This window comes from Arthrobacter sp. 05T423 (assembly GCF_056396245.1).
In genome coordinates, this window is record NZ_JBFTLC010000020.1 from 16634 (window position 1) to 43380 (window position 26747).

At 66.9% G+C, this 26747-nt stretch carries 23 protein-coding genes; 15 read left to right on the forward strand and 8 right to left on the reverse strand.

Annotated elements, in window-relative coordinates; translation table 11 throughout:
• Positions 1 to 16 precede the first annotated feature (16 nt).
• Positions 17 to 982 carry an amino acid ABC transporter permease gene (locus tag AC1DFE_RS14970; protein WP_476906665.1) on the forward strand — a complete coding sequence of 322 codons (966 nt, stop codon included), beginning with the start codon at positions 17 to 19 and terminating at the stop codon, positions 980 to 982.
• Entirely contained in the window at positions 979 to 1755 is a 777-nt protein-coding gene (locus AC1DFE_RS14975; protein WP_476906666.1) for an amino acid ABC transporter ATP-binding protein, read from the forward strand. Before AC1DFE_RS14970 ends, AC1DFE_RS14975 begins: the two co-directional genes overlap by 4 nt.
• A 154-nt stretch (positions 1756 to 1909) precedes the next feature.
• Here the strand turns inward: AC1DFE_RS14975 and menD are convergent, their stop codons facing one another.
• From menD to AC1DFE_RS15000, 5 genes are all read right to left on the reverse strand, one after another.
• Positions 1910 to 3697 (reverse strand): 2-succinyl-5-enolpyruvyl-6-hydroxy-3-cyclohexene-1-carboxylic-acid synthase, encoded by a 1788-nt coding sequence (gene menD, locus AC1DFE_RS14980; RefSeq protein WP_476906667.1) that lies wholly within the window; start codon positions 3695 to 3697, stop codon positions 1910 to 1912.
• 246 nt (positions 3698 to 3943) lie between these two features.
• Positions 3944 to 6028: a PhoX family protein gene (locus tag AC1DFE_RS14985; protein ID WP_476906668.1), complete on the reverse strand. Its 2085-nt coding sequence runs from the start codon at positions 6026 to 6028 to the stop codon at positions 3944 to 3946.
• Positions 6029 to 6286: 258 nt separating this feature from the next.
• On the reverse strand, positions 6287 to 7285 hold the full coding sequence (locus AC1DFE_RS14990; protein ID WP_476906669.1) for an o-succinylbenzoate synthase: 999 nt from the start codon (positions 7283 to 7285) through the stop codon (positions 6287 to 6289).
• A gap of 126 nt (positions 7286 to 7411) precedes the next feature.
• A complete protein-coding gene (locus AC1DFE_RS14995; RefSeq protein ID WP_476906670.1) occupies positions 7412 to 8803 on the reverse strand; it encodes a sensor histidine kinase in 1392 nt (463 codons plus the stop codon).
• Positions 8796 to 10370 carry a BTAD domain-containing putative transcriptional regulator gene (locus AC1DFE_RS15000; RefSeq protein ID WP_476906671.1) on the reverse strand — a complete coding sequence of 525 codons (1575 nt, stop codon included), beginning with the start codon at positions 10368 to 10370 and terminating at the stop codon, positions 8796 to 8798. The genes AC1DFE_RS14995 and AC1DFE_RS15000 overlap by 8 nt, the downstream gene beginning before the upstream one ends.
• 487 nt (positions 10371 to 10857) lie before the next feature.
• Here AC1DFE_RS15000 and AC1DFE_RS15005 point away from each other — a divergent pair, with 487 nt between their 5' ends.
• The 4 genes from AC1DFE_RS15005 (at position 10858) to AC1DFE_RS15020 (ending at position 14317) form a co-directional block, all read left to right on the forward strand.
• The gene (locus tag AC1DFE_RS15005; RefSeq protein WP_476906672.1) at positions 10858 to 12600 is read left to right on the forward strand and encodes a sensor histidine kinase; all 1743 of its coding nucleotides are present in this window, start codon (positions 10858 to 10860) and stop codon (positions 12598 to 12600) included.
• Complete coding sequence (locus AC1DFE_RS15010; protein ID WP_476906673.1) at positions 12597 to 13322, forward strand: response regulator transcription factor; 726 nt, start codon at positions 12597 to 12599, stop codon at positions 13320 to 13322. The genes AC1DFE_RS15005 and AC1DFE_RS15010 overlap by 4 nt, the downstream gene beginning before the upstream one ends.
• A gap of 121 nt (positions 13323 to 13443) precedes the next feature.
• Positions 13444 to 13944, forward strand: coding sequence for a hypothetical protein (locus AC1DFE_RS15015; protein WP_476906674.1), 501 nt, complete (start codon positions 13444 to 13446; stop codon positions 13942 to 13944).
• Between the two features lie 55 nt (positions 13945 to 13999).
• Positions 14000 to 14317 carry a hypothetical protein gene (locus tag AC1DFE_RS15020; RefSeq protein WP_476906675.1) on the forward strand — a complete coding sequence of 106 codons (318 nt, stop codon included), beginning with the start codon at positions 14000 to 14002 and terminating at the stop codon, positions 14315 to 14317.
• A gap of 151 nt (positions 14318 to 14468) precedes the next feature.
• Here the strand turns inward: AC1DFE_RS15020 and AC1DFE_RS15025 are convergent, their stop codons facing one another.
• Entirely contained in the window at positions 14469 to 14864 is a 396-nt protein-coding gene (locus tag AC1DFE_RS15025) for a hypothetical protein (RefSeq protein WP_476906676.1), read from the reverse strand.
• 75 nt (positions 14865 to 14939) lie between these two features.
• The gene (locus tag AC1DFE_RS15030) at positions 14940 to 15143 is read right to left on the reverse strand and encodes a hypothetical protein (protein ID WP_476906677.1); all 204 of its coding nucleotides are present in this window, start codon (positions 15141 to 15143) and stop codon (positions 14940 to 14942) included.
• A 239-nt stretch (positions 15144 to 15382) separates the two neighbouring features.
• On the opposite strand from AC1DFE_RS15030, the gene AC1DFE_RS15035 reads away from it, so the two are divergent.
• The 7 genes from AC1DFE_RS15035 (at position 15383) to AC1DFE_RS15065 (ending at position 22578) form a co-directional block, all read left to right on the forward strand.
• A complete protein-coding gene (locus AC1DFE_RS15035) occupies positions 15383 to 16258 on the forward strand; it encodes a phosphatase PAP2 family protein (protein ID WP_476906678.1) in 876 nt (291 codons plus the stop codon).
• A 191-nt stretch (positions 16259 to 16449) separates the two neighbouring features.
• Positions 16450 to 17337, forward strand: coding sequence for a class I SAM-dependent methyltransferase (locus AC1DFE_RS15040; protein ID WP_476906679.1), 888 nt, complete (start codon positions 16450 to 16452; stop codon positions 17335 to 17337).
• Positions 17334 to 18605 carry an aminotransferase class I/II-fold pyridoxal phosphate-dependent enzyme gene (locus AC1DFE_RS15045; protein ID WP_476906680.1) on the forward strand — a complete coding sequence of 424 codons (1272 nt, stop codon included), beginning with the start codon at positions 17334 to 17336 and terminating at the stop codon, positions 18603 to 18605. Before AC1DFE_RS15040 ends, AC1DFE_RS15045 begins: the two co-directional genes overlap by 4 nt.
• Before the next feature lie 708 nt (positions 18606 to 19313).
• Positions 19314 to 20009: a serine hydrolase gene (locus tag AC1DFE_RS15050; protein ID WP_476906681.1), complete on the forward strand. Its 696-nt coding sequence runs from the start codon at positions 19314 to 19316 to the stop codon at positions 20007 to 20009.
• Positions 20010 to 20543: 534 nt separating this feature from the next.
• Positions 20544 to 20882, forward strand: coding sequence for a hypothetical protein (locus tag AC1DFE_RS15055; protein ID WP_476906682.1), 339 nt, complete (start codon positions 20544 to 20546; stop codon positions 20880 to 20882).
• Between the two features lie 50 nt (positions 20883 to 20932).
• Entirely contained in the window at positions 20933 to 21526 is a 594-nt protein-coding gene (locus AC1DFE_RS15060) for a hypothetical protein (RefSeq protein WP_476906683.1), read from the forward strand.
• Between the two features lie 371 nt (positions 21527 to 21897).
• On the forward strand, positions 21898 to 22578 hold the full coding sequence (locus AC1DFE_RS15065; RefSeq protein ID WP_476906684.1) for a hypothetical protein: 681 nt from the start codon (positions 21898 to 21900) through the stop codon (positions 22576 to 22578).
• An 84-nt stretch (positions 22579 to 22662) separates the two neighbouring features.
• Here the strand turns inward: AC1DFE_RS15065 and AC1DFE_RS15070 are convergent, their stop codons facing one another.
• Positions 22663 to 23877, reverse strand: coding sequence for an MFS transporter (locus tag AC1DFE_RS15070; RefSeq protein WP_476906685.1), 1215 nt, complete (start codon positions 23875 to 23877; stop codon positions 22663 to 22665).
• Positions 23878 to 24093: 216 nt separating this feature from the next.
• Here AC1DFE_RS15070 and glgX point away from each other — a divergent pair, with 216 nt between their 5' ends.
• Both glgX and AC1DFE_RS15080 read left to right on the forward strand, forming a co-directional pair.
• Complete coding sequence (glgX, locus tag AC1DFE_RS15075) at positions 24094 to 26259, forward strand: glycogen debranching protein GlgX (protein WP_476906686.1); 2166 nt, start codon at positions 24094 to 24096, stop codon at positions 26257 to 26259.
• Between the two features lie 262 nt (positions 26260 to 26521).
• Positions 26522 to 26695 (forward strand): hypothetical protein, encoded by a 174-nt coding sequence (locus AC1DFE_RS15080; RefSeq protein WP_476906687.1) that lies wholly within the window; start codon positions 26522 to 26524, stop codon positions 26693 to 26695.
• Positions 26696 to 26747: the final 52 nt, after the last annotated feature.

Here is a 26747-nt window from a genome sequence, read left to right on the forward strand (position 1 = left end):
CAAATCAGGTGTAGAGATGGACGACCATCACACGACCGCGCCGGTCCTGAATAACGCAGTGCCGGTCCGGCACCCGGGCCGCTGGATCAGCGCCGTGATCATCCTCGGCGCGCTGGCGGTATTCGTGCAGAGCCTGGTGACCAACCCGAACTTCCGGTGGGACATCGTGTCCACCTACATCCTGGACACCAAGGTGGTCCAGGGCGTGGGCTGGACGCTGTTGCTGACGGTGGCCTCGATGGTCCTCGCGATCGTCCTCGCCATCCTCCTGGCCTTCATGCGCCAATCAGATAACCCGGTGTTCCGCTGGTCCAGCTGGGCTTGGGTGTGGTTCTTCCGCGGCACCCCGGTGTACACGCAGTTGATCTTCTGGGGACTGGTATCGGTCCTCTACCCGAAGATCGCTGCCGGGGTTCCGTTCGGTCCGGAGCTGTTCAGCGTGGACACCAGCACGGTCATCACCGCTCTGGTTGCTGCAATCCTGGGGCTTGGCCTGAACGAGTCGGCGTACCTTGCCGAGATCTTCCGCGCCGGCCTGAAGTCCGTGGACCGCGGACAGATGGAAGCCGCCGAGGCGCTGGGCATGGCCAAGACCAAGATCATGTGGCGGATCATCCTTCCCCAGGCCATGCGCATCATTGTCCCCCCAACAGGCAATGAAACCATCGGCATGCTCAAGACCACTTCCCTGGTCCTGGCAGTTCCGTTCACGCTGGACCTGACCTTCGCAACCAACAACCTGGCCAACCGGACCTACCTTCCGGTGCCGCTGCTGATCGTCGCGGCCATCTGGTATCTCGTCATCACCAGCCTGCTGATGGTGGGCCAGCACTACATCGAGGCGTACTACGGCAAGGGCGTGGACAACAGGGTACCCGCCGTCGTAAATCCTGCGGCAGCGAGGGCCGCCGCAGCCGGTGTCCCGAGCGCGGATGCGGAACCGGCACTGAAGATGGACTTCCCCGAGGAGAGCGCAAAATGACGATCACCGCTCAGAAGACGCTGGTCCGGATCGAGGGCCTGCACAAGTACTACGGGCATCACCATGTGCTGCGCGGCATCGACCTGACCGTCAACCAGGGCGAGGTAGCCGTTGTTATCGGGCCGTCCGGTTCAGGCAAGTCCACCATGCTCCGCTGCGTGAACCTGCTGGAAAGCATCAGCGCCGGACGGATTTCCGTGGGCGGCCAGCTGATCGGCTACCGCGAGGTGAACGGCCGGCTGCACGACCTCAAGACCAAGGAGATCGCCGCGCAGCGGCGCGAGATCGGCATGGTTTTCCAGCGGTTCAATCTCTTCCCGCACAAGACCGCCCTTCTGAACGTCATGGAGGCCCCGGTCCAGGTGAAGCGCCAGCCGCGTGAGGCTGCCCGGAAGAAGGCGCTGGAACTGTTGGACCGGGTGGGCCTGGCGGACCGCGCGGACCACTACCCGTCGCAGCTTTCCGGCGGTCAGCAGCAGCGGGTGGCTATCGCCCGGGCCTTGGCCATGGAGCCGGAGCTGATGCTCTTCGACGAGCCCACCTCGGCCCTGGATCCCGAGCTCGTGGGTGATGTCCTGAACGTCATGAAGGACCTCGCCAAGTCCGGCATGACCATGATCGTGGTGACCCACGAAATCGGTTTTGCCCGGGAAGTGGGCGACAGCCTCACGTTCATGGACGGCGGCGTGGTGGTGGAGACCGGTGACCCCCGCGAGATCATCGCCAACCCGCAGCACGCCCGCACCAAGGAGTTCCTGAGCCGGGTTCTCTAGCCTGACTCTCTGCGCGTGCGACGCGCAAATGCCCCGGCGCTACTGGAATTTCGGTAGTGACGGGGCATTTCCGCATCATAATCCCGCGACCCGCACATTTACCGCCGCGCACGGACTTCCGCCTGCGTGAGGTATTTTGCGCGTCGCCGTGGTCTTAGCCGTCGAGGACTCCTGCCACGGCCGCACCCACTGCGGCCTTGATCCTGCCGTGGAGCGTCCGGAGACCGTGCCGGTCTGTTCGCACCTCAATGATGGTGCGTCCTGTGAACGGTGCGGCAAGCGCCTCGGCGAGCCCCGCCGTCGTACTCACCGAGCAATGCCCGACGCCGTACGCCGCGGCGAGTGCGGCAATGTCCACTGAGTGCGGGGTGCCGAAAAGGCGTTCGACGGCGTCCCCGTAGCCGCCTGCCTCGGCCACCGCCCCGTGTTCCAGGAGGCTGAAGATTGCGCCGCCGGCGTCGTTGAGCACCACGATGCGCAGCCGCGGCTGGTCCTCGCCGGCGCCGAGGAGGAGGCCGCCGGCGTCGTGCAGGAAGGTAACGTCGCCCAGCAGCAGAGTGGTTTCCTGGTGGCCGCCGAGGGCGATGCCGGTGGCGGTGGAGATTGTGCCGTCGATGCCGGCAAGACCCCGGTTTGCGAAAACCGTGGCGGACGGCTCTTGTGCGGGCTGGCCGGCGAGGTCCACGTCGCGGATCCCGTTGGACGAACCGAGAACCAGCTGGCCCCGGGCGTGCTGCCAGACGAGGGAGCCGACGGCGGGACCCGTTGCTGCCTCTTCGGTGGCAAGTATGCCGTCGACGGCCTGCTGGGCGGCGGCGCCTGCGAGCAACCACGCGTCGAGCCACGCGGACGAGCCCCGGCCGGCGAATTCTGCGAGTTCGGCCAGGCTGGCAATCGGCGATTCCCGCCGCCGCCCCTGCTCATACCAGGCCACTGGCACCGGCTGGTAGAGGGCGGCGGGGATGTCCGTGCGGGCCAGCAGCGCCGACACCGGCCGGGACAGCGTGGGGCGCCCGAACACCACGACGCGCTCGATCGGCAGGGCCGATTCGGGGCCGAAGTGCTCCAGCAGAAGGCGGTACGGCCCCACGGCGTTGGGGCCGAAGCGGGAGTTCGACGAGGGCTCCGCCAGCAGCGGCAGTCCCTGGGCGCGGGCGAAGGCCTCGGCGACCGGACCGGCGTCGTGCCCGGCGAGGACAACGGTGCGCCGTTCCGGGAGGTCGGCCGGGGCGGGGTCGAGGGTCATGGTGAGCGGATCTGTGCCGATCCGGAAGGCCCCGTGGCCGCGCTGCTCAGGCAGCCGCTCCCCCGCTTCGGGCACGAGGGGGTCGCGGAAAGCAAGGTTGAGCTGGACGGGTCCCGGCGGTGTGTCCTCGAAGGCCCCGGTCGCAGCGGCGAGCGATGTTTCCACCGCGCGCTGCGGGCTCTCGCCGGCCGGGACGTCCACGGCGAAGCGGACGTGCTCCCCGAACAGGTCCAGCTGGACTGTGGTCTGGTTCGCGCCGGTGCCCCTTAGTTCCTCGGGCCGGTCCGCGGAAACCACCACCAGAGGGATGGCCGAGTGGTTGGCCTCCATCACCGCCGGAAGGAGATTCCCGACGGCGGTCCCCGACGTCGTCAGCACGGCTACCGGTGCGCCCGTGGCCAGGGCCAGGCCGAGGGCTGTGAATCCGGCCGAGCGCTCGTCAATCCGGACCAGCAGCTCGACTTTCCCGGCCGCCGAGGCCTCGGCCAGCGCGTAGGCCATGGGTGCGGACCGCGAGCCGGGGGCAACAACGACATACCGGACGCCGCCGTCGAGCAGCGACGCGACAGCTATCCGCGCCGAAGCCACGGACGTCAGCGTCGGATCGGGATTTGCGCTTTTTGGCGCGTCGACAGGGGTACTGGTCGGGGCGCCGACAATGGAGGCGGAAGGCTTGGTAGGTTCGTGCGAAGTCACCGAACCAGTCTGCCACCAACCCAAACGCTCACTCACTTCCTGCCGCCCAGACCCCCACGCTCTCTCACCTCCCGCCGCCCAGACCCCCACGCTCTCTCACCTCCCGCCGCCCAGACCCCCACGCTCTCTCACTTTCCCAAGGAAAGTGAGAGAGCGTCGGCCGAAAACCTGCAGGAGCTGATGGAGCGTCAGGAAAAACCCGCCCAGACGTGACGGAGCGTCTACAGGACGCCGCGGAGCCGGAGGCTAGGAGGGGAACACCTGGATCACGGCCGGACGCGGAGCCCGAACCTGGCCACGGCGGGGAGTGGCGCCGGCGGCCACGTAGTCGGGGAAGTACGAGCGCGGCGCCTCGAAGGTGCCTTCCTCGCCCGGGTGCTGCACGGACACGAACACGGTCCGCTCGGTGTCGTGAATGATGGGACCACAGGTTTCTGCGTCGCGGGGCATGGCGAGGAACTGCTCCACGCGGCCGCGCTCGGGGCCGGCCAGGGTGACCTTGAAGAGCCCGTCAGCCTTGCCGATGCCGGACGGGGCGCCGTCGGTGGAGATCCAAAGGTTACCCACGGAATCGAAGGCCAGGTTGTCCGGGCAGGAAATCGGTGAGACCTTGTCTGCCGGGAAGCCCGAGAAGTAGGTGACATCACCGGTCGAAGGATCGCCACAGACCATCAGCAGATTCCACGTGAACTTGGTGGACGTCTGGTCGCCGGTCTCGGTGATTTCCACGATGTGCCCGTCACGGTTTTCGTTGCGCGGGTTGACCTCGGTGGCGCCCTCCTTGCCGGATTTGCCGCGGTCCGAGTTGTTGGTGCAGGCCACGTAAACCTTGCCGGTGAGCAGGCTGGGCTGGACGTCCTCGCAGCGGTCCATCTTGGTGGGGCCAACCTTGTCCGCAGCCAGCCGGGTGTATACGAGCACTTCCTCGAGCGACATGCCTGCCACCATGGACTTTCCGCCGACCACCAGGGGCAGCCATTCACCGGTGCCGTCGAAGGAGCCATCGGACGGGACGGAGCCGGTGCCGTCGATCTCGGCGGCCGGGGCCTTGCCGGTGAACTTGGCAACGTACAGGTCGCCCTCGGTGAGGAGCGTCATGTTGTGCTTGCGGTCGCCCTCGCGGTACTTGGCCTTGGAGACGAACTTGTACAGGTAGTCGAAACGCTCGTCGTCACCCATGTACGCGACGACGTGCCCTGACTTTGCCACGATCACGTTGGCGCCCTCGTGCTTGAAGCGGCCCAGCGCGGAGTGCTTCTTCGGCGTGGACGCGGGGTCAAACGGGTCCACCTCAATAATCCAGCCGAAGCGGTTGGTTTCGTTTTCGTAGCCGGGGTTGTTGGCGTTGAACCGGGGGTCGTCGAGCTCCCACTGCCGCGCCGTGGCCTTGTTGGTGAGACCGTAGCGCTTGTCCGAGGCGGACGTTCCGGGTGCGACGAAGTAGCCGTTGAAATTTTCCTCGCCCGAGAGGATGGTGCCCCAGGGCGTGGTGCCGCCGGAGCAGTTGCCCAGCGTGCCGTTAATCCAGCGGCCCTCCGGGTCCGCCACGGTCTTGACCAGGTTCGAGCCGGCGACGCTGCCGGTCAGCTCGTAGCGGGTGCTGTTCAGGTATCGGCGGTTGAGCCGGGCGCCCTGGACGTAGCTCCACGGCTTGTTCTTGTTCTTGCGCTCCAGCTCGACGACCGTCAGGCCGTGGGCAGCCGCACCCACCGCACGCATCTGCTCAGCGGGCGTGCTGGCCGGGAACATGATGTTCTCGTTCGTGTACTCGTGGTTCGCGAAGAGCAGCGCGCGGCGGCCCTTGCTGCCGGGGATCTCGAGGATGTCCGAGTAGTCGTTGTTGTAGCCGAACTGGCGTTCCTGGGCTGCGGCCGTCTGGCTCTCCAGTTTGAACGCGGGAGCGTCCTTGAAGATCGGGTCGCCCCAGCGGATCACCGGCTGCCAGGTGAAACCAGCCGGAACCGTCACGGCGTCGACGTCGGCCCCGACGGAAGGGATGGCGGTGAACTGCAGCTTGGACGCACCTTGGCCGAAGCCGTTCTTGGCTGCGGCCGAGAGCCCTGTTCCGCCGTCGGCGACGGCCGTTTCGGGGGACGTCACGGCGCCGCCAAGCACGACGGCGAGGGCACCGGCGGCTCCGACGCCCAGGGCGGCGCGGCGGGACAGCGTGGTGGAGGCTATGTCGCGGAAGTAGCTGTTGGAGCTCGTGTTGCAGACGTCGCCCGCGCAGGCGTTGTCGCACTTGAGCGCACAGGTAACAGGGCTGCGCTTACCTTTGGTGTGGCCGAGCATGGGCAGCAGAGCGAGCTTGCGTCCAGAAATTTCAGACATGGGAGAGAGACCTTCCAAGGGTTTAGATGCGGCACCGCCACCCTTCCAGCGAAAGCCAACCGGAAGCCGACACTCAGATGAAGATCCGGTGAACTCGGCACGTGGATACGGGAGCGTCGCCTCTGAAGCGACGGGACCTGACAGAGCGTCGCAGGAATACCCGCGGGATCTGACAGAGCGTCGCAGGAAAACCCGCAGGACCTGATAGAGCGTCCCGAAAAAACCCGCAGGATCTGATAGAGCGTTTTATGGGGAGGGTTACTCCGGGGCGGGGAGCATTGCGTAGGCGCGGCGGAGCCGGGCGAGCCACCAGTCCCGGCGCTCGGCCGGGGCGGCGTACTGCTCAAGCAGGCCCTCGTCAGCGGCGGCTTCGCGCAGGCCGATGGCGCCGTCGTCCGCCACCAACGGCTCGGTAACAACGTCCGCCGCGAGGAGCGACACCGTCCCCAGCCCGCATGCATACGGCAATTCCGGGAGTGCGGCGGCGAGAGCAAGCCCGGCGCGGATCCCCACAGACGTATCAAGTGCGGAACTCACGACGGCGGGCATCCCCGCCTGCGCGACCAGCTCGAGCGCGCGCCGGACTCCCCCGAGCGGCGCCACCTTCACTACGAGGAGATCCGCGGCGCCGGCACGCGCCACCTTGAGGGGATCCTCCTCCTTGCGGACACTTTCGTCGGCTGCGATCAGCACCGGCACCCCCGCCGCGCGGAGCCGCCGGCGCACTTCCGCCAGGCCTTCAATATCCGGCACAGGCTGCTCCGCGTATTCGAGCCCGACGCCGGCCAGCCGGGCCAGCGCCGTCACCGCCGCCGGAACGTCCCAGCCGCCGTTGGCGTCCACGCGGATGGCAGCGTCCGGAAGCGCGGCCCGGACAGCGGCGACCCGGGCGGCGTCGTCGTCGAGCGTTTGGCCCTGTTCTGCCACCTTGACCTTGACGGCGTCCACGCGGCCGAACCGGGCCAGTATGTCCGGCACCCGGTCCGCTTCAATGGCGGGCACAGTGGCGTTGACCGGGATGCTGGTCCGCAGCATCTCAGGGAAACCGTGCCAGCCGGCCTCGATGGCCGCTGCCAACCAGCGGGAGGCCTCGGCGTCGGCATACTCGGGGAACGCACCAAACTCGCCCCATCCCAGCGGGCCGCGGAGGAGCATTGTTTCGCGCTCCAGGATCCCGCGGAACTTCACGCGCATGGGCAGAACCACCACGCGGGCGCTTTGCAGCAGGTCCTCGAGGGGCGGGTACTGAAGAGGCATGAATTCACTGTACCGGGGCACTTCGCACCGGCGGCCACGCCGCCGCCGCTATGTGGACAACGGAACTGCGCCGACCCCTACGTCGTTGGAGGGGCCGGCGGCCTGTGGTTCCGTTTGCTGCGGGAGTTACGCCGACGGCACCGGTTCCTGCTCGTGGTCGAAGGCAGCGGGAGCCTTGGCGTCCCCGACTCCGAAGCGCGCGATCACCGTGGTCCCACGGCCGGGTGCGGACGTCACCTGGAGGGTGCCGCCGGCCTCGCCGATGGTGTCCTGCATGATGCGCAGGCCGAAGTGCCCTTCCGGTGAGCCCTGGCTTTGGTCGAAGCCGCAGCCGTCATCCTGGATCCGGATCTCCGACCGGTCGCCGTCCTGGTGAAGGTGGAGTTCGGCCTTCCTCGCCCCTGAATGCTTGCCGGTATTGGCCAGGGCTTCACGGGCCACCCGGTAGAACAGTGCCGCGCGGTCCCGGTCCAGCTCGCACTGGCCCGGCAGGTCAAGCTCCAGGCTGATCCCGCGTTCCTCGAGCGGATCACCCAGCCGCGCCAGCGCACCCGAGAGGCCGAGCCGGTTGAGGTCCGGCGGGTACAGCTCGCTGGTCATGGCCCGCAGGCTGCGGACGTTGTCCTGCAGGATCCGGCGGGCGTCGGAGAACAGGGCCCGTTGGCCCACCGGGCTGTGCAGTTCCTCGGACTCAATCACGTAGGACAGCCCCGAGAGCTCCTGGATCACTTCGTCGTGCAGGTCCCGGGCAATGCGCTGCCGCTCCAGCTCGGAGGCTTCGATGGCCCGGCGGAGCAGTCGGCTGCGGCCGGCTTCATAGGCCTGGATCCTGCGGGCCAGCCGGACGGCCGGGAACAGCTGCGCAAGCTGCAGCACGGCAAGTGACAGCAGGAACGGCGGGGCCATGCCGAGCAGGACGGACGCCTGCTCCTGCCGCACGCCGTCGTCGTCGTAATAAGTCTCAAACACCAACTTCTGCCCGTCGGGAGCAGTCACGGGGACGTAAACCTCCACGAGCTCGCCGTTTTCCGCACTGGGCGAATTGACTTCGTCACTCTGCGTTTGCAGGTTGGCGGGGACGTCACCGCCGTCGAGGACTTCCTGTGCCTCGTCCGGCAGCGGAAAAGTGTGGCCGATGAGCTTGGGGTCTTCCGAGTAGACGATGCGTCCGCTCTTGTCCCAGAGCCTGATCTCAAAGACGGACGACTCCCCCATCCAGGGGCGGAGCCGCTCGTCCAGCCGGTCAATGGCGGTGGGCTCGCCGGACAGGACTTCCTCGTCCAGGAGCGGCCCCACCACGTTGTTGGCCAGGTGGTCGGTGGCCTCCTTGGAGTTCTCCAGTGCGTGGCGTTCGGCCTCGGACCAGATCCAGAAGGCCACAGGCGTGGTCACCACCACCAGGGCAACCAGCCCCATCAGCAGGAACCGCCGGACGGCCTTGAAAACCTCGGAGTTGTGGTGGGCCGGCGATTCGAACGGGCGGAAGAGGGCAGGTTTGCGGAGGGATGGCCTAGCCATGGGACGGCTGCTCGAGCATGCCGCGCCGTGACGCTTCCATGACCGATTCCAGCTGCGAGTGCGTTCCAAGCTTGGCGAAGATCGCCTTGACGTAGCCGCGGCAGGTGTTGAGGGAGATGTCCAGCTTGCTGGCCACTTCCTTCGATCCGTGGCCGCCGGCCATCAGCCGCAGCACATCCAGTTCCCTGGGCGTCAGGACGGGTCCGCCGGGCTCCACTTCGCGGGCCACGGGGGCCGGAGCGGGGGTCGACATGCCCAGCTGGGCCACCAGTGAGGGGTGGACCACCATGTTGCCGGCCCGTGCGTAGCGGAGGGTGTCCAGCAGGGTGGACAGCGATCCGCCCTTCGGCAGGAACGCGCAGATGCCCATGGAGGCGGCGGTCCGCAGCGCTTCCGGCGTCGGGTCACCGGTGAGCATGACGATCCGGGTGCTGGGTGCGTCCGCCAGGATCCGGGCGGCGGCGGTGAGGCCGTCGCCGTCGGGCAGGTGGAAGTCCATGATCACGACGTCGGGCTTGAGGGCGATGCTCTGCTCCACCCCGCTCTTGGCGGTGGTGGCCGAGGCGACGCTGCGCAGGTCGGGCTCGCGGTCGAGGGCGGCGGTCAGCAGTTCGGTGAACGTGCTGTGGTCGTCGATGGTCAGAATGCTGATTTCCCGGGTAATCTGGGATGTTGCCGAGACGGGAGCGTCAGAATCCGAGAGGTCCATTTCATCCTCGCTGGCGGCGGTTGCCTGCAGCAGCCTGGCGTGCGCTTCCCGCAGCTGGCGTCCGGGGAGGCAGCCGATCTCCTGGTCCATGACCCGGCGGCAGCGCCCGTAGGCCCGCAGCGCTTCCATGTACTGCCCGGATTCTTCGAGGCCCAGGACCAGTGCGGTCCAGGCGCGCTCGTTGATGGGATCGTCCACCAGCAGTTCGCTGGCAAGGGCCACCGCCCGCTCCGGGTGTCCGACGGCGACGGCGGCTTCCGCTGCCCGCGCCTTGATGCTGGCGACGCGTGCGGAGTGGAGCGCACGCTCTTCCTCGGCCCAGCCGGCCAGCAGCTCATCGCCGAGCAGCGGCACCGAAGCAATATCGAGGGCCTTCTCGAGCAGCCGGAAGGACTCCTCCGGGGAGGCATGTCCGGCTTGCTTGAGCAGGTCATCGAAGCGGTCGAGGTCCAGGTCAACCATGGTGCGGTCGATCATGTAGCCGCCCGTGACCGTGCGGAGAGCGCCACCCTTGCCGCTTCCGGGCTGGAGGTGGCGGCGCAGGACGCTGACGTAGCTTTCGAGCGTGGAGAGGGCTTCAGCCGGCGGCTGGCCGTTCCACAGGACGTCGATCAGGTGGTTCTTGGAGACAGGGGTCCCCAGCTTGAGCAACAGGATTTCGAGGACCTGGCGGGGCTTGGGACCGCCAAGTTCGTGGGATCCGATCACCGCGCCGCCGCGGCGGACACGGAGCGGACCCAGGATGTTGATGGACAACTTCGTCGTTGCGCCACCGGTGTCTTCCATTGAGTTAGGAAGGTACTCGTCGTCGTTGCCCCTCCGGGACCAACGAGTATCTTCTGCAACTGTCTGAACCATTTGTGCACCTACTATCCCCATGAACCGCATTCCCCATGAATGGCTTGGATTCATACTTGTCACTCGGGCAAGTAGGGGCACGAGTAGCGAGTACTCGACTTTCGGCGGCTACGCTACTTGGTTGCTTCTGCACAGAGCGGCCCACCACTCGGTCGGGGCGGGCCGCCGCTCCCCTAAGACCCGCCGGCCGGAGTGCAGCGGGGTCCAGAAACACCAAGTTTTTCCCAAGAACGCGGGGTTAGATTCGTATTACCGCAGTTTAGAGCGGTACTGGTGCGATCCTCGTCCCCGGAGGACCGCCGAATCAGCATGAAATGGGTGATCTAATGAGACGGACCATGGCCGTACCGGGTGCAAGCAAGTACTCCGAGTACTCGGCGATGAGCGTCTTTGCCGGCCGCTCCGGATTTGAAAAAAATTTTGCGCCGCTGGCCTTGCCGTGCATCCTGTCACGTACGTCACACGTTAAATACGGGCAGGTAGTTCCATGAACGCGGCCGGCGCACTGCGCTCGGAAGTACATTCCGTCAGGTTCCGGCTGCTGGCCACGCTGCTCGTCTTCATGGCTGTGGGCCTCTTTGTGGCCGGCGCGGCCACGCATGCCGCCCAGCTGAAAAGCCTCAACGACCGCGTCAACGCCGAGCTGCAGTTGCCGCGGAACAACCTGGACGAGCTGGCCAAACAGGGCAAGCCGAGTTCCGGCGGTGGTGCCTACACCTCGCTGCACGAGCTCTTTACAACGTATCTGCGCAACGGGGCTCCCGGGGGCTACGAGTCAGTGATGACCATGGTCCGCGGCGGCAACGTCATCCTGCCTCGGGCAAAGCAGGAAACTGACCTCAATACGGCCGCCATCACCGAACACGTGTGGGACTGGAGCCGGCCCGGCCAGACCGTGATGCGGGACGTTGACCTCAACGGCCAGCAGGTGCGGCTGGCCATCACCTCAGTTTCCCTGGCCGGTGGCCGCCAGAGCCAGGGCCTGCTCATTGCCTCGAGCGACATCGGCGCCCAGCGAGCGGAGGTTTTCGGATCGATGTGGACCTTCGGCCTGGCGTCCCTGGCGACGCTGGCGCTGACCGGCCTGGTGGGCTACCTGGTCACCGGGCGGCTGCTGCGTCCTGTCCGGCGGCTCCGTGAGGCCACGGAGGCCACGACCTTTGAGGACCTGACCAAGCGGGTTGAGGTGCCCGACAGCACGGACGACATCGCCCAGCTGGCCATGAACTTCAACCGGATGCTCGAGCGGCTGGAGTCCGGCTTCGACAACCAGCGCCGCTTCGTCCACGACGCCAGCCACGAGCTGCGCACCCCCATGACGATCATCCGCGGTTACCTGGAGCTGCTCCGCGCCGAGGATCCCGAGGACGTCGACCAGACCCGCATGCTGCTCCTGGACGAGCTCGACCGGATGCAGGTGCTGGTGGATGACCTGCTGATCCTTGCCCGCAGCGGCCGGCCCGACTTTGTGACGCCCGCCTGGGTGGAGGCGGACGACCTCCTGGAGGACGTCCTCAACCGGGTCCGGGTTCTCGGCGAGCGCCAGTGGCAGCTGGACGCCAAGCCCGGCGGCCTGATCCACGCCGACCGCCGCAGGCTTACCCAGGCGCTGGAGCAGCTCGCCGCGAACGCGGTGAAACACACGTCAGAGTCGGACCGGATTTCCGTTGGCGGTGCCTGGGTGGAGGCCGACGACGGCGCTCCCCAGAGCGGGCGGGCGGTAGTTGTGCGGGAGCTGGCAGCGCGGGACTCCTCGTCCAGGGAGCTGGAAATCTGGGTCTCGGACACGGGCACCGGCATCCCCGCAGACGACCACGAGCGCATTTTCGAGCGCTTCGGCAAGGGCAGCAACTCGGCGGTGTCGGAAGGCTCGGGCCTGGGCCTGTCCATCGTCAAGGCCATCGCCGAAGCACACGGCGGCACGGTGCTGCTGGAGTCGGAGGAGGGCAAAGGCAGCCGCTTCGTGCTCCGGATCCCGTCCGGCGAGGATGCAAGCGGCAAATCCGAAGACTCCGCCGCCGCGGACACCGCCGGCCGAAGCGGCCCCGAAGGCACAGCTGCTAAGGGTGGGGCCCGGCATAGGGGACCGGTTACGTGGGACCCGGACACTCGGGAACCGGGTCCTAAGGGATGGAGGCCCAAGAAACCGGGCGCCGCAGGCCGCAAACCGAAGCCGGCCGGACCGGCGTCGAGCATTGACCTGGCTGCCCGGGCGGGAGGCATGGCATGACCCGGATCCTGATCGCCGACGACGAGCCCCGCATTGCCGCTTTCCTCGCCAAGGGCCTTACCGCGGCCGGCTACACCACCACCCAGGTTTCCGACGGCGTGAAGGCGCTGGATTACGCGACGTCCGGGGAGTTTGACCTCCTCATCCTGGACATCGGCATGCCCAGGATGGACGGCCTGACCGTCCTGAAGACCCTCCGCGACATGCATTCCATGATTCCGGTGATCGTGCTGACGGCCGCGGACAGCCTGGAGAGCACCGTGGCGGCGCTCGACGGCGGCGCGGACGACTACATGACCAAACCCTTCCGGTTCGAGGAACTGCTGTCCCGCATCAAGCTCCGGCTCCGGGGCGCGCAGGCGGTCACCGCCGCCCCGACCTTCGTTTGCGGCGATCTGTCCCTCGACGTGAACCTGCGCACGGCTGAGATCGGCGGCAGGGTGATCGACCTGTCCGCGCGGGAGTTCGTCATGGCCCGGACGTTCATGGAGAACGCCGGCAAGGTTCTCAGCCGCGAGCAGCTCCTGAGCCGGGTGTGGGGGTACCACTTTGAGGGGTCCTCCAACGTGGTGGACGTGTACGTGCGGTACCTGCGGCACAAGCTCGGCCAGGAGCGCATCCAGACTGTCCGCGGGGTGGGCTACCGCCTCCTGTGCCTGCCCGGCCCGGCCGCGACAGCTCCACCTGCCGACGCCGACACGGCCGACGGCGATCCGGTTTAGACGGCTTCCGGTGCTGCCCGCAAGGCCGTGGCCGGGTGCATGAGAAGACTCTCATCCATGTCTCATCCCTTCCTCACCTTCGCGCCGCAAAGTGAAAGCACGAAGGAGGTGTGGCAGGCTGATGAAGAAATGGTCTTTGCTGAGCATTCCGCTGGTGGGTCTCGCCAGCATCACCGTCTGGGCGCAGGCTGTCACCGGGGCTCCGACAGGTCAGGAACCCGGCATCGTTGTTCGAGAACCGGCGCCCCGCGACTCGGTCCTCAACATCGACGGCTTCATTGAAACCCCGCGACTGTCGCCGCGCACCAACCCCACGGCCACGCCCCAGACCTCATCACCGGCGCTCAAATCGGCGCCGCTGAACCCTGCCACCTCCTCGCCACTTTCCACGAAGCCGGCAAAACCGGCCCCGGACGACACTGCCAATTCCGGCGAGAACCCCGACGTGTCCTCCGACGATCCCGGCGTCGAGCTCGTGGAACCGGGCCAGGTCACTTCCCCGGCAGTGGCTCCCACAGACGATTCAACGTCCTCGAGCCAGCTCGGTGACAAAGGCGGTCTCTCCGGTAGTAACAGCGGTCTCTCCGGCAACAGCGGCAGGAGTGGCAGCAACAATGACTAAGCGCACGCGGCGGCAATCCGAAGAAGCAGTTTCCCCCCGCAAAAAGGAGCCAGTGATGCACACGGAATTCCGCGATCTGTATGAGCCCATTCCGCCGGAGCGATGGGGCTCCACGGTTGACTCCCCCAATGGCCAACCCACCACCATCATGGTGGACGACTCGGAACTCCACCAACAGGTCCTGGACATCATCCACAACGTTCTCGCCACGGCCGATCCCCGGTCCGAAGTCCGGCGCCGGCTACTGCGACACCTCGCCGAGAACCCCGGGCATCCTGAACAGGCGCTGCTGGACCACCTGCGGGACAGGAACCGGCGCGGCGGTCGCTCCGCCCGAGGCGGCCGGGCGGCAACAGTCGATCCGCACGTCTGACAGACGGAAAACGCAGCTCAGGCTGCCCCATAGACCGGGTACCCGCCGCGGCACGGGTACCCGATGCATGTCCGGGACGGGTTGGTTTTCCAGCACTCTCACAAAGCCGGACGATTACAAGGCCGGACACTCAGAAGGAAGACGGGCCCCGTCAGAAGAGCAGCAGCACAAATCCACCGACGGTGCTCACAATGCCGACTCCGGTGAGGATCCAGCCGAGGATCAGGATGACGTTGTCGTGCTTGGGAGGTTTCAGGCCCCAGCGTGAAGGGTGGCAGAGGTCGTAGTGGAGCTCCAATTTGGTGCCGGCCACCAGGCCACGCGCAACGTCGGAGTCCACCAGGGTCTGGCGCGGGACGTTCTCCTGGTCGGTCCAGCGGAAGCCGGTGAAGCCGCCCGCGGTGTAAACCTCACCCGTGGTTTTGGTCCAGGCGCAGCGGCGCCTGTCGATAATCAGTCCCCACACGAGCAACGGCACGCCGGGGAGGAAGCCCACCCACGTCATTATTTCCAGGATGGGGCCAAGTGCATCCACGAGTCCGCCCATGCCCCAACTTTAGCCCCCAGCCCGCCCGCGTTTTGGCCCCCGATCAGCCCGCCGCTTGGCCCGGGTTCCGAAGCGTCAGCTGCCGGTTTCCTCCGGGTGCTCGCGGGCGCGCTGCGCTTCGGGGGTATCGCCCTGCTGGGGGATGAAATCGGGGTCCAGCTTGGTACTGAGCTCGGTGTCTTCGCGGCCGGTGTCTTCATTACCGGTTTCTTCACGGCCGCTTTCTTCACGGCCGTTTTCTTCACTACCGCGGCGGGGGTCGTCTGGGTTCTCAGTCATGCCCACAACGTATTCCCCCGGCATGGGAGTGTCGAGAGTCCACCGGCGTCAAAAACAATGGTGCCGAGAAACAGCGCGTAAGAGAGGGAGCAACAGAGTGCCTTCACCGGCCGGACAGGCGCCTCCCAGCAAACTGTGACACCCTTGTTCTGATGATGTTCGAGCTCAGGGACCCCCGCCGTCAGCAACAAGGTGGCCAGCAGCGGGGCCGTCAGAAGTCCCGCCGGCCAGCCGGAAAAATGCGCCTCGCAGCGGGCACCGGCTTCCTGTTTGCCGTGGCCACCCTGGCCTGCGCCACGGGCCTCGCGGCCACCTACTACTACTTCGTCCGCACCACCACGGGGCAGTTCATGGACGAGTCAGCACTGGTGGAGGCCGTCGCAATCCACGGGCCCGCCGGCAAGGTGACCACCCGGTTCCTGGACTGGCTGCCCACCATCTCCCTGGTGATGGCCGCCGTCGTCGTTCTTCTGGTGACGGTGATACACCGCCGATGGCGGGCCGCGGGCATTGCCGTGGCGGCGTGCGTCGCGGCGAACGTCGCGACGCAGGTGCTCAAGGACCTGCTGCCGCTGCGGCCGTACCGTGGCGTGGAGACGCTGGAGCTGAACTCGCTGCCGTCCGGGCACACCACGCTGGCGGCGTCCGCGGCGGCGGCAGTGTTCCTGATGGCGTCCCCGCGGTGGCGGCCGCTGGCCGGCTTTGTTGGCGGCACGTTCGCGATCGCCTCCGGCATGTCCACGCTGGTGAATCAGTGGCACCGGCCTGCGGATGTGGTGGCGGCGTTCCTGGTGGTGGGCTGCTTCATGATCCCCGCGGGCTGGCTGATTCTCCGCAACGACGGCCATGAGTGGAACGTCTGGGACGGCTTCGGCGGGCACTGGGGTTCGGCACGGCTGTGGATCGGCCTGCCCGTCGTGCTGGGGCTGGCCTCGGCTGCGGTGTCTGTATATTCGCTGGTCATGATCGCCCCGGGCATCGGCCACGAGGACAGCACCACCAACTACTTCTGGGCGGGCATCTCGCTGATCGTGATCGCCGGCTACCTGGCCACCGTGGCCACGACGTCGCTGTTCGCGTATGCCGTCCGACGCCGGGACTCACCCGGGCGCTGACCTCCCCTTCCCCCTCCCTAGGTAGCACGTCAAGGCGTTCCCAGCGCTGGGAACGCCCGGAGCTGCGACCCAGTCGGGGAATGCGTGACCTTTACAAGGCCAGCCGGGAAGCCGACAATAAGTCGCACCACAGCCTCCACTGACTCAGCAGCGGGCTGCTACTGGACCTGCGAAAGCAGAGGTGCGCGGACATGAACGACGAAGCGGGGGCGGACAAGGCCCTGAAGGAGAAACACCGGGCCATGTGGGCGCAGGGCGATTACCCTGCCCTCGCCAGTGAGCTCGTCGCGGATCTGGGCGCCATCCTCGTGGAGGCCTGCAGCATCAAACCGCGCCAGCGCGTCCTGGACATCGGAACCGGCGCCGGCAATGCGGCCATCCCCGCGGCCATGATGGGTGCCAAGGTGATAGCCAGCGACCTTACCCCCGAGATGTTCGACGCCGGACGGCGGCAGGCTGCCGACCGCGGCGTTGGGCTTGAGTGGGTTGAGGCCGACGCCGAGCATCTCCCCTTTGCGGACGGCGAGTTCGACGTCGTGATGTCCTGCCTTGGCGCCATGTTCGCCCCGCACCACCAGGCGAGCGCCGACGAAATAGTCCGGGTCTGCAGGCCGGGCGGGACCGTCGGCCTGCTGCACTGGACCCCCGAGGGCTTCATCGGGCAGATGTTCTCCACGATGAAGCCGTTCGCGCCGCCGCCCCCGCCGGGGGCGCAGCCGCCGCCGCTGTGGGGCAGCGAAGACCACGTGCGCGAGCTGTTCGGCGACAGGCTGGGCGACATCCGGGCGCAGAAGCGGACCGTCGCCATCACCAGCTTCCGCCAGCCCGAGGACTTCCTGCACTATTTCAAGTCGCACTACGGCCCCACGATCTCCGTGTACAAGTCGCTCTCCGGTGACGAGGAGAAAGCCAGGGCGTTGGACGATGCCCTCACGGAACTTGCCAGCACGTACATCGAAGCCCACGGCGATACGCCCGCGCAGATGGAGTGGGAATATCTGCTGCTTACGGCGAAGGTCGACGCCAAGGCCAGCGCCGATGCCAACGCCAACGCCAAGCCGCAGGAAGCCGGGCTGTGACGGAGTCCCCGGCCTCGCGCCGTGCCCTTGAGGTGGCCTCCATTCCGTCCTTCCGGAGGATCTCGGAGTACCTGAACCATTCCACCTACGCCCGCCGCAGGCATCTGCCTGGCATCTGCGACTTCACCCTGGGCAACCCGCACCAGATGCCGCAGGATGCCTACGTGGACGCGCTCCGGGACGCACTGCACCCGCACGACGACCAGTGGTTCGCGTACAAGTCCAACGAGGTGGATGCCCGCGAGGCAGCTGCGGATTCCCTAAGCCGGCTGCTCGACGTTCCGTTTGAACCCGAGGACCTGTACCTCACCACCGGAGGCTTCACCGCCATCGCCCTTGCGCTGAAGGCGGTTGCGGATCCGGGAGACGAGGTCATCTACAGCCTGCCGCCGTGGTTCCTCTACGAACCACTCGTCGTGGAGGCCGGGCTGGTCCCGGTCAAGGTCCGGATCGACCTCGACACCTTCGACCTGGATCTCGCGGCCATGGAAGCGGCCATCACGGAGCGAACCCGTGTGGTGATCATCAATTCGCCGAACAACCCTACCGGCAGGATTTACCCGCCCGAGCTCCTCCGCCAGCTGGCCACGCTTCTCGACGACGCGTCGGCACGGATAGGACGGCGGATCTTCCTGGTGTCCGACGAGCCGTACAACAGGATCGTCTTCGACGGCGCCCGCTTCCACAGTCCCGTGGAGTTCTATCCGTACACGCTGCTGGCCTACTCCTACGGCAAGACCCACCTGGCGCCGGGCGAGCGGATAGGATACCTGGCCCTGCCGCCCAGCATGCCGGACCGCAAAGAACTCGGCACCGCCATCGAGGCGATGCAGCTGGCCATGGGCTGGATCTACCCCAACGCCGTGCTGCAGTACGCGATTCCCCGGCTGGAGACGTTCACCATCGACGTCGGCCAGCTGCAGCAAAAGCGGGACCGGCTGGTCCAGGAGCTGGGCGGGATGGGATACCGGCTCCGGCCGGCCGAAGGTACCTTCTACCTGTTCATCCGCTCCCCCATTCACGACGACGAGGCCTTCACCGAGGCGCTCGGCCAAGAGGACGTCTTCGTGCTCCCGGGCGTCCTGTTCGAGACCCCGGGATTTTTTCGGATTTCCCTCACGGCCAGCGAGGACATGGTGGGGCGCAGCCTGCCCCATTTCCGGGCGGCCATCGAACGGGCCGGGCAGGACCGCCCCGAGGACGCCGAGATCAAGCTCCCTACCGGCCTGATCCCCGTCATTCCCGCGAGTCCGAGGCAACTGCCGTAGCGGCCGTACGGCGTAGTCACTGCCTCCAGTAGTTTCCGCGATAGTTGCACAGCGGGGATTCCGGCAACCCCCAATTTAGTGGCCTAAGTCAACCGTCTCCAGGTAAAACCCCACCTTTTCCCAACCTCCGGGTGCAAGCGTGGCCGTAGGCCCGCCCTTGACGAAGGCTGGCAGACGAATTGGGGTGACGCGAGTGGCAGGCGCTAAACATTTCCGGTCCAGAGGCCATGAGGCCATGACGATGAGGTCCGAACCATGAGCGGGGCCCCCGGCCGGCACCGCGGCCCTACGGGCCGCCACCGGCTCGGAGAAGGGCTGCGAAAAGAGTCCGCGCAGACAGGCCTGTGGCCGGCGGAACCGCGCCATCGGCTCCTGATCATCTGCACCGCCATAGCGCTTAGCGCTACCACTGCCTACGCGACAGCGCAGACCCCCTCGGCCGCGCCTTCAAAGGTGGTCACGGCGGCAGCGCCGTTGCCCTCAAAGTCCCCTGCAGCCCCAACAACCAAGCCGACGCCGCTGTCGGCTGCCGGGACTCCGGCTCCAGCCGCAAGCCGCACAAAACCACCGAACCCCAAGCCGACGGCCACCAGGCGAGTGGCACCTTCCCCGCTCGCCGCCGTCGTGCGTCCTTCCAGCCCGCCGGCTGCGCCGCCCGCAAAGGCGGCACCCCCAAAGCCCGTGGCCCCGCCAAAGGCGGCACCGCAAGTGGCACCCCTTGATGCCACCCTGGAGGCGCAGCTCAACGCCATCATCGCGGTCAACAGCCGCTACCAGCTGGGGGTTGCGCTCGTTGACATGTCCGACGGCGTGGTCCGCCAGTACGGCGTCCGCGAGAAGTTCGTGGCGGCCAGCACCGGCAAGATTCTTGCCGCGGCCGCGTACTACCACCTTGCCGAAGCGGGCGTCGTGTCCCTGGCGGCGCCGATGGGCAGCCATACTGCGGCCTTCCAGATCCACCAGATGATCCAGCAGAGCAACAACACGTCCTGGGCCCTGATCCTTGGCGCCATCGGTTACCAGGGGATCCACGATTATGCGGCGTCGCTCGGCATTCCGTACGACAGAACCTTCAACACGCTGTCCGCGGCGGAGACTGCCAAAATCCTGGTCCTGCTCTACAACGGTCGCCTGCTCAGCCCGGCCCACACCGCCGAGCTGCTTTCCTACATGCAGAACACAAACTACGAGACACTGATCCCCGCCGCGGTGCCGCCGGAGATCACGGTTTTCCATAAGTACGGACTGCTCAACGGGAACCTTCACGACGCGAGCATCCTGGTCCAGGGTCAGCGCGCCTACGCCTTCGTGGTGTACTCCCTCGGCCCCAGCATCGCGGACATCCCGGTTCAAACAACCATCATCCGGCAACTCACCCAGGCGGTTGTGGAACAGGTGTTCTGACCGACGACGGCGGCTCCGGACCGGCGGCTTCGGACCGGCGGGTCCTGGGTGCAGACTTTTGGCTCGCGCCAGCGGGCCCTGGGCAGAATGGCGGCCGGCAGAGTTGTGGCCGGCAGAGAGCGGCGCGTACAGGAGGGCGGCGGTCCCAACAGAAGGTTGGGGTTGCCGGCCCGGCATGTCAGGGGGGTGCAATGCCGGGCCGGCGAGCTGGTCGAGCGACCACTCGCGGCTGTGGCGAAGGACCAGATGGAAAAAGAGTGCCAGCCGTTCCTAGGAAAATCCCGTTTAACCTTGGAGCGCCGAGACCCCCAACCCGGCGGCGGCCGCTCACGGCCGCACGCCGCAGACGCGGAGGCCGGATGGGGGGACCTCACCCTCCTCTGCGCCCCAAGGTTAACCAGCAAATCCACCATGGAGTGCCGGAACAATAACGGCAGACGGCACTTTCCCTTCACCGGGATTTGCCGGCAACGCCGCCGGTCTCAGCGCATGCCGGAAGGGCCCGCGGGGCGGCGCAGGTGGAAGGTAAACGACATGATGAGCCCTGACCCGTATTCACCCGGTGGCAGCCCTTGGCAGTCCCCGGCGCCGGAGAGGCTACCTGCCCGCCAGGTAGCCGGTGGCCCCGCAGCGTTCCCTGCCCCGCCCGGCACCGACCGTCCCGCCGAGGCAACCGGCAACCGGCCCCCACGGCGCGCCCCCCAGGGCGGCATCATGCACCGCCAGCTGATGCGGCTCATGGGCGAAATTCTCGGCGACGAAGGCCTGAACTCGGAGATCCGGCTGGCCCTGCTCAGGCACATCTCCGAACATCCGGGGCACCCCGAACAGGCGATGCTGGCGCATCTGCGCGAGATCCAAGACGGCGGATAACCCCCCGCACCTCCCGCATCCGATACTTCCACCGACATCCAGGATGGACCATGAAAACCAGCGCAGCCCTCGCACTATCCGTGGCCGGAATCCTCGTCACCGGATCCGCCGCTCTCGCCGTCAACACACACGTACTCAACACCACCCCGGCGGGTACCGGCAACGCCAACAGCATCCTCCTGCCCAGCAACCCCACCAGGACTCCCGCGCCGGCCGCCGCCGTCGGCGCGAAAGCAAAAGCGAACGCCACCACCGCCGCCAACGAAACGCCGGCTACACCCGCGAAGACCACCCGGACACGGGAATCCGGTGAGGACAAAGGCGGACGGCGGACGACGCCGTCGTCCACCCCCGGGAAGGGTGCCGCGCCTGGGGACGATACGGACGGAACCGTTCCAGCCACGTCCGACGCCGGCTCTGCCGGGTCCCAGGCCGCCGGCACCACCCGTTCCCAACCAGGGGGCGCGGTCGGGTCCCAGCCTGCCGGCACCCCCGCTGCGGGGGATCCCGGCGTCGTCTCCGTCCAGCCGGGCGACGATAAAGGCGGCCTGCGGACCGTCCCGGAACTGCGCGATGACAAGGGCGGGCAGCGCAAGGCATCCGAGCCCGGAGACGGCCGCGGCGGCCACGGTTCGGACGACTGATACGCCACCGCATCGCGGCGAAAAACCGCGCAGGCGGGCTGTCTTTACCGACGCGGAGGGACCGCTCGTTCCCGCCGTCCCTACACGAGAATCGCGCCTGATTCCGGGCGGACGCGCCGATCAATAGAACACGCTTTCTTTGCGCAATCCATAAATCAACCTGTATCGTATTCATTTAGGTAGACCGAAACTACTCTGGAGCCACCGGCTCCGGCAGCCTCCGACCTGCATCGCAGCGCGAGCCAGCCAGCCACTCCAGGCACCCAAAAGCCCACACGAAGCCCAGCAATTCCCTGCTGTCCGGAACCACCCGGCCAGTCCAGCTCCCGTCACCATTCAGGGGAGCACAACAGTGATGAAAGGCCGGCATTATGTTCGCCGACACCCGCACCACCTTGACCCGCCCTGAACCCCGAACCGCGGCAAGCTCCGCACCCAGGTACCAGCCCCACCGCGCTGCCACCCCCGCCCGCCGCAACCGCGCCGCTCTCAGGACCCCCTCGTCCCGCAGGCAGACCATCCGACTGTTCCTGCTGGGCGCCCTCTGCACCGCTGGCTGGCTCGCCTCCCTGCTGGTGGGGCACTTCGTGGAGTTCGGCCCTGTACTACACCGCATCGGGCTCGCCGGCCACATCCTCGCCCTCGTGCTGGCCTTCGGCACCATCCTCGTTGTCGACTGGCTGGGCCTGCTGTGGCTCATGGGCAAGGTTCACATGCATGCATCCCCAAAACTTGAACGCGCAACGAAGCCCCTGATCTGGGGCGGCCTCGCGCTCCTGCTGACCTCGGGCGCCCTCATCCAGCCCGACATCACCAACCCGGTGACGGCCGTGAAGCTCGGCTGCGTGCTCGTCCTGATGCTGAACGGCCTGAGCATCGCCCCGGCCATGCACAAGATGTTCGCACTTCCGCGGGAAACAAGCTTCAGGGAACTGGGCAGCCGGCTGCGCATGCGCCTTCTGATCGCACTCAGCATCTCGCAGGCGTGCTGGTGGACGGCCGTGCTGATCGGCCTCGTCAACAGCACCCTCCGCCGCTGGGCTGGGACGTAACCTGCCCAACTGACTCGCAATAGTTGTCGTTTTGAGCCGTCAAAACGACAACAACTGCGAGTCAGTTGGGCTTGGAGGCCGGCGTCAGTAGTTGCGGCGGTGCTTGAGCCTGGGAAGCACCACGGCGAACACGCCTGCCGCCGCGAACCCCAGTACGCCCGTGGCCGTCACACCGGCGCCGAGGGAGGCCGCGGCCGTCACCGCGGAGAGAAGAACGGGACCGCCGGCGGAGCCGGCGTCGGCCATGAACCGCCAGAGGCCCAGGAACTGCCCGCGGCCGCGGTCGGGCGAGAAGTCTGCACCCAGCGTCATCACCAAACCGGAGCTGATTCCGTTGCCAAAGCCGATGAGCAGCGCCACGAGCAGCAGGCTGGTGAACCCGGCAGTCAGGGGTATCAGCACCAGTGCCACGCCCATGATCAGCGTGGACGGGATGGCCACCCACTGACGCCCGCGCCGGTCCATCACCTTGCCGGCCGGGTAGAAGACCAGCATGTCGATCGCCCCGGAGAGCCCATAGACCAACGACGCGTGCGTGGGGTCGAGGCCCAGGTTGTCGGCCCACAGCGGAATCACCACCTGGCGGGAGGTGCGCAGGGCACTGAGCAGCAGGATTCCTACTCCGGCGGTCAAAAAAACGCCGGCATGCGAGACGGCCACCCCACGCAGGGTGGGCTCCGGACCGCTCTTGGCGCAGGACCCGTCCGCCAGCACCAGGTCATGGACGGTCACGGCGAGCACGGCGGCCGCGGCCATCCCGGCCACGCCCACCCAGTAGGCGCCGCTGATGCCAACGAAAGCGATGGCCGCGGCGCCGATGAACGGACCGACGAACGTGCCGATGCGGCTCACCCCACCCAGCGTGGACAGGGCCCGGGCGCGGAATTCCACCGGCACCGCCTCGGTGAGGTACTTCTGGCGGGCCAGGCTGAAAACGGCGGCTGACATCCCGACGACGGCCATCGCCACCGCGAGCAGCCAGAGCCCGTTGCCGATCACCAGCGACACCCCGGCGGCCAGCAGGGCCAGCGCCCCCGCGGCGGCCGCGCCCACAATGGACCAGCGTTCGCCGAACTTCAGGGTGATCATCGACGCCGGCAGGTTGAAGAACCACGAGCCCAGCCCGATCAGCGTGACAATGAGGGCGGCCACGGCCACGGATGCGCCCAACTGCCGGGCGGACAGCGCCACCACCGGCAGGATCGCGCCCTGGCCAACGCTGAACAGGAGTGCAGGGCCAAAAGCCGGAACAGCGATGCCGCGAAGGCTGAAGGGCGGCGGGCTGTCCGGTGGAGTCATCCCCTTCATCCTAGGTGCGGGCCGGGCCGGCACCGCGGAATCGCGGGCTCCGCGAGGCCAGAATCACAAACAATTTGATTTACAAGATTGCAGCTTGATACCCGGGCTTGGCGAAACTACTAAGTGTGCTTAGCCTTGAAGCAGGGCGAGGCGCGCGGACCCCAACCGGACATCGAATATGGTTTCCGAAATAACTGAACAGCCGCAGGAGTGATCATGGAAGTCTGGCCGGGCAGCGCGTATCCACTGGGTGCGACCTTTGACGGGATGGGGACAAACTTCGCGCTCTTCAGCGAGGCTGCCACCGCCGTCGAGCTGTGTTTGATAGCCGCCGACGGCACCGAATCCCGCGTGGAGCTCCTCGAAGCTGACGGGTATGTGTGGCACTGCTACCTGCCCCAGATCCAGCCCGGGCAGAAGTACGGGTACCGGGTCCACGGGCCCTACGACCCTGCCAGGGGCCAGCGCTGCAATCCCAACAAGCTGCTCCTGGACCCGTATGCCAAAGCCATCTCCGGGCAGGTCCACTGGCACCCGGCCATGTTCTCCTACACCTTCGGCGACCCCTCCTCCCGCAATGACCAGGACTCGGCGCCGCACACCATGCTGGGCGTGGTGATCAACCCGTTCTTCGACTGGGCCGGCGACCGGCCGCCGCGGGTCCCCTACCACCGCTCCGTTATCTACGAGGCGCACGTCAAGGGGCTCACCGAACTGCACCCCGAGGTGCCCAAAGAGCAGTGCGGCACCTTTGCCGGCGTCGCCCACCCCGCGGTCATTGCGCACCTGCAGCGGCTGGGCATCACGGCCATCGAGCTGATGCCGGTGCACCAGTTCGTCAACGACGGGACGCTGCAGGAGAAGGGGCTGAGCAACTACTGGGGCTACAACACCATCGGGTTCTTCGCACCCCAGAACACGTACAGCTCGATCGGCCAGATGGGCCAGCAGGTCCAGGACTTCAAGGCGATGGTCCGCTCACTGCACCGTGCGGGGATCGAGGTGATTCTCGACGTCGTCTATAACCACACGGCGGAAGGGAACCATCTGGGGCCCACCATGAGCTTCAGGGGAATCGATAACGCTGCGTATTACCGCCTGCTGGACAATGACAGGCAGTACTACGTCGACTACACGGGCACCGGAAATACCCTGAACGTGCGGCAGCCGCACTCCCTGCAGCTGCTGATGGATTCCTTGCGCTACTGGGTCACCGAGATGCATGTGGACGGGTTCCGCTTCGATCTCGCCGCCGCTTTAGCCCGCGAGTTTTACGACGTGGACCGGCTCTCCACGTTCTTTGAGCTGGTGCAGCAGGACCCAATCGTGTCGCAGGTGAAGCTGATCGCGGAGCCGTGGGACGTTGGACCGGGCGGCTACCAGGTGGGCAACTTCCCGCCGCAGTGGACGGAGTGGAACGGCAAGTACCGCGACACCGTGCGCGATTTCTGGCGCGGCGAGCCAGCCACGCTGGGCGAGTTTGCGTCGCGGCTGACCGGGTCCGCGGATCTGTACGAACGGTCGGGGCGGCGTCCGGTGGCGTCCATCAACTTCGTCACGGCACACGACGGCTTCACCCTGCGGGATCTGGTTTCGTACAACGAGAAGCACAACGAGGCCAACGGCGAAGGCAGCCGCGACGGCGAATCGCACAACCGCTCGTGGAACTGCGGCGTGGAGGGCCCCACAACGGATCCGGCGGTGCTGGCGCTCCGGGCGCGGCAGCAGCGGAACTTCATCGCCACCATGCTGCTCTCACAGGGCGTGCCCATGATCCTGCACGGCGACGAGCTCGGCCGAACGCAGCAGGGCAACAACAACGTCTACTGCCAGGATTCGAAGCTCAGCTGGGTCAACTGGGACGCCGTCGACATGCCGCTCATGGATTTCACCGCTGCGGTGAACCGGCTGCGCGCCAAGCACCCCACGTTCCGGCGCAGCACCTTCTTCGACGGCCGGCCGGTGCGGCGCGGCAAGGGCGAGAAGCTGCCGGACATCGTGTGGCTGAACGAGGCCGGCATGGAGATGCTGCCCGAGGACTGGGGCCGCGGGTTCGGCCGGACCATCGGCGTGTTCCTCAACGGCGACGGCATCCAGGGCCGGGACGACCGCGGCCGCCGCATCACGGACGTGAACTTCCTGCTCTACTTCAACGCGCACGACGACGACATCAAGTTCACCCTCCCCTCCGGTGAGTTCGCCGACGCGTGGGACATGGTGATCAATACCGCCGGAACCGGAGTGGAGCGCGGCCCTCTCGACGCCGGCTCGGTGCTGAAGGTGGCTTCCAAGTCCATGGCCGTACTCCGCGCCCGCGACCTCAGCCAGCCCGAACCCAACCTCTCCGTAGCCCCCGGCCTGCAGGCCCTCGGCCCCGCGTAAGACCCGACGCTCTCTCACCTGCTGCCGCCTTCCCCCCGACGCTCTCTCACTTCCTGCCGCCTTCCCCCCGACGCTCTCTCATTTCCTGCCGCCTTCCCCCCAACGCTCTCTCACCTCCCGCCGCTAAATCCCGGGCGGGAAACGAGGTCACGCGAAAATCAACCCACGGAAACCGCGCGGCAATGTGGCGGCGCCATCCTGAAAGAGCGCCAACAACCTAACAGGATCAAAAGCGGTGACGGCGCCAAGGACGGAGCCCGCCATGCATGAATCAGCCGCCACCGACGGAGCGGTCGGCCGCATCGTTCACTGCCGCGACCTTTCCCCCGGCGACGTGGTGGAGGCCCGCTACAACGGGCACCTCTACCACGTGGGCAGGGTGACAGAAACCGTGCCGGTCTTGGGTATGTTCTGGATCCTCGAGACCAGCACATAGGACCCGGAAGCTCCTTGACCCGCTGGCCCTGCACGTGGTTCGGTTGGCGGCC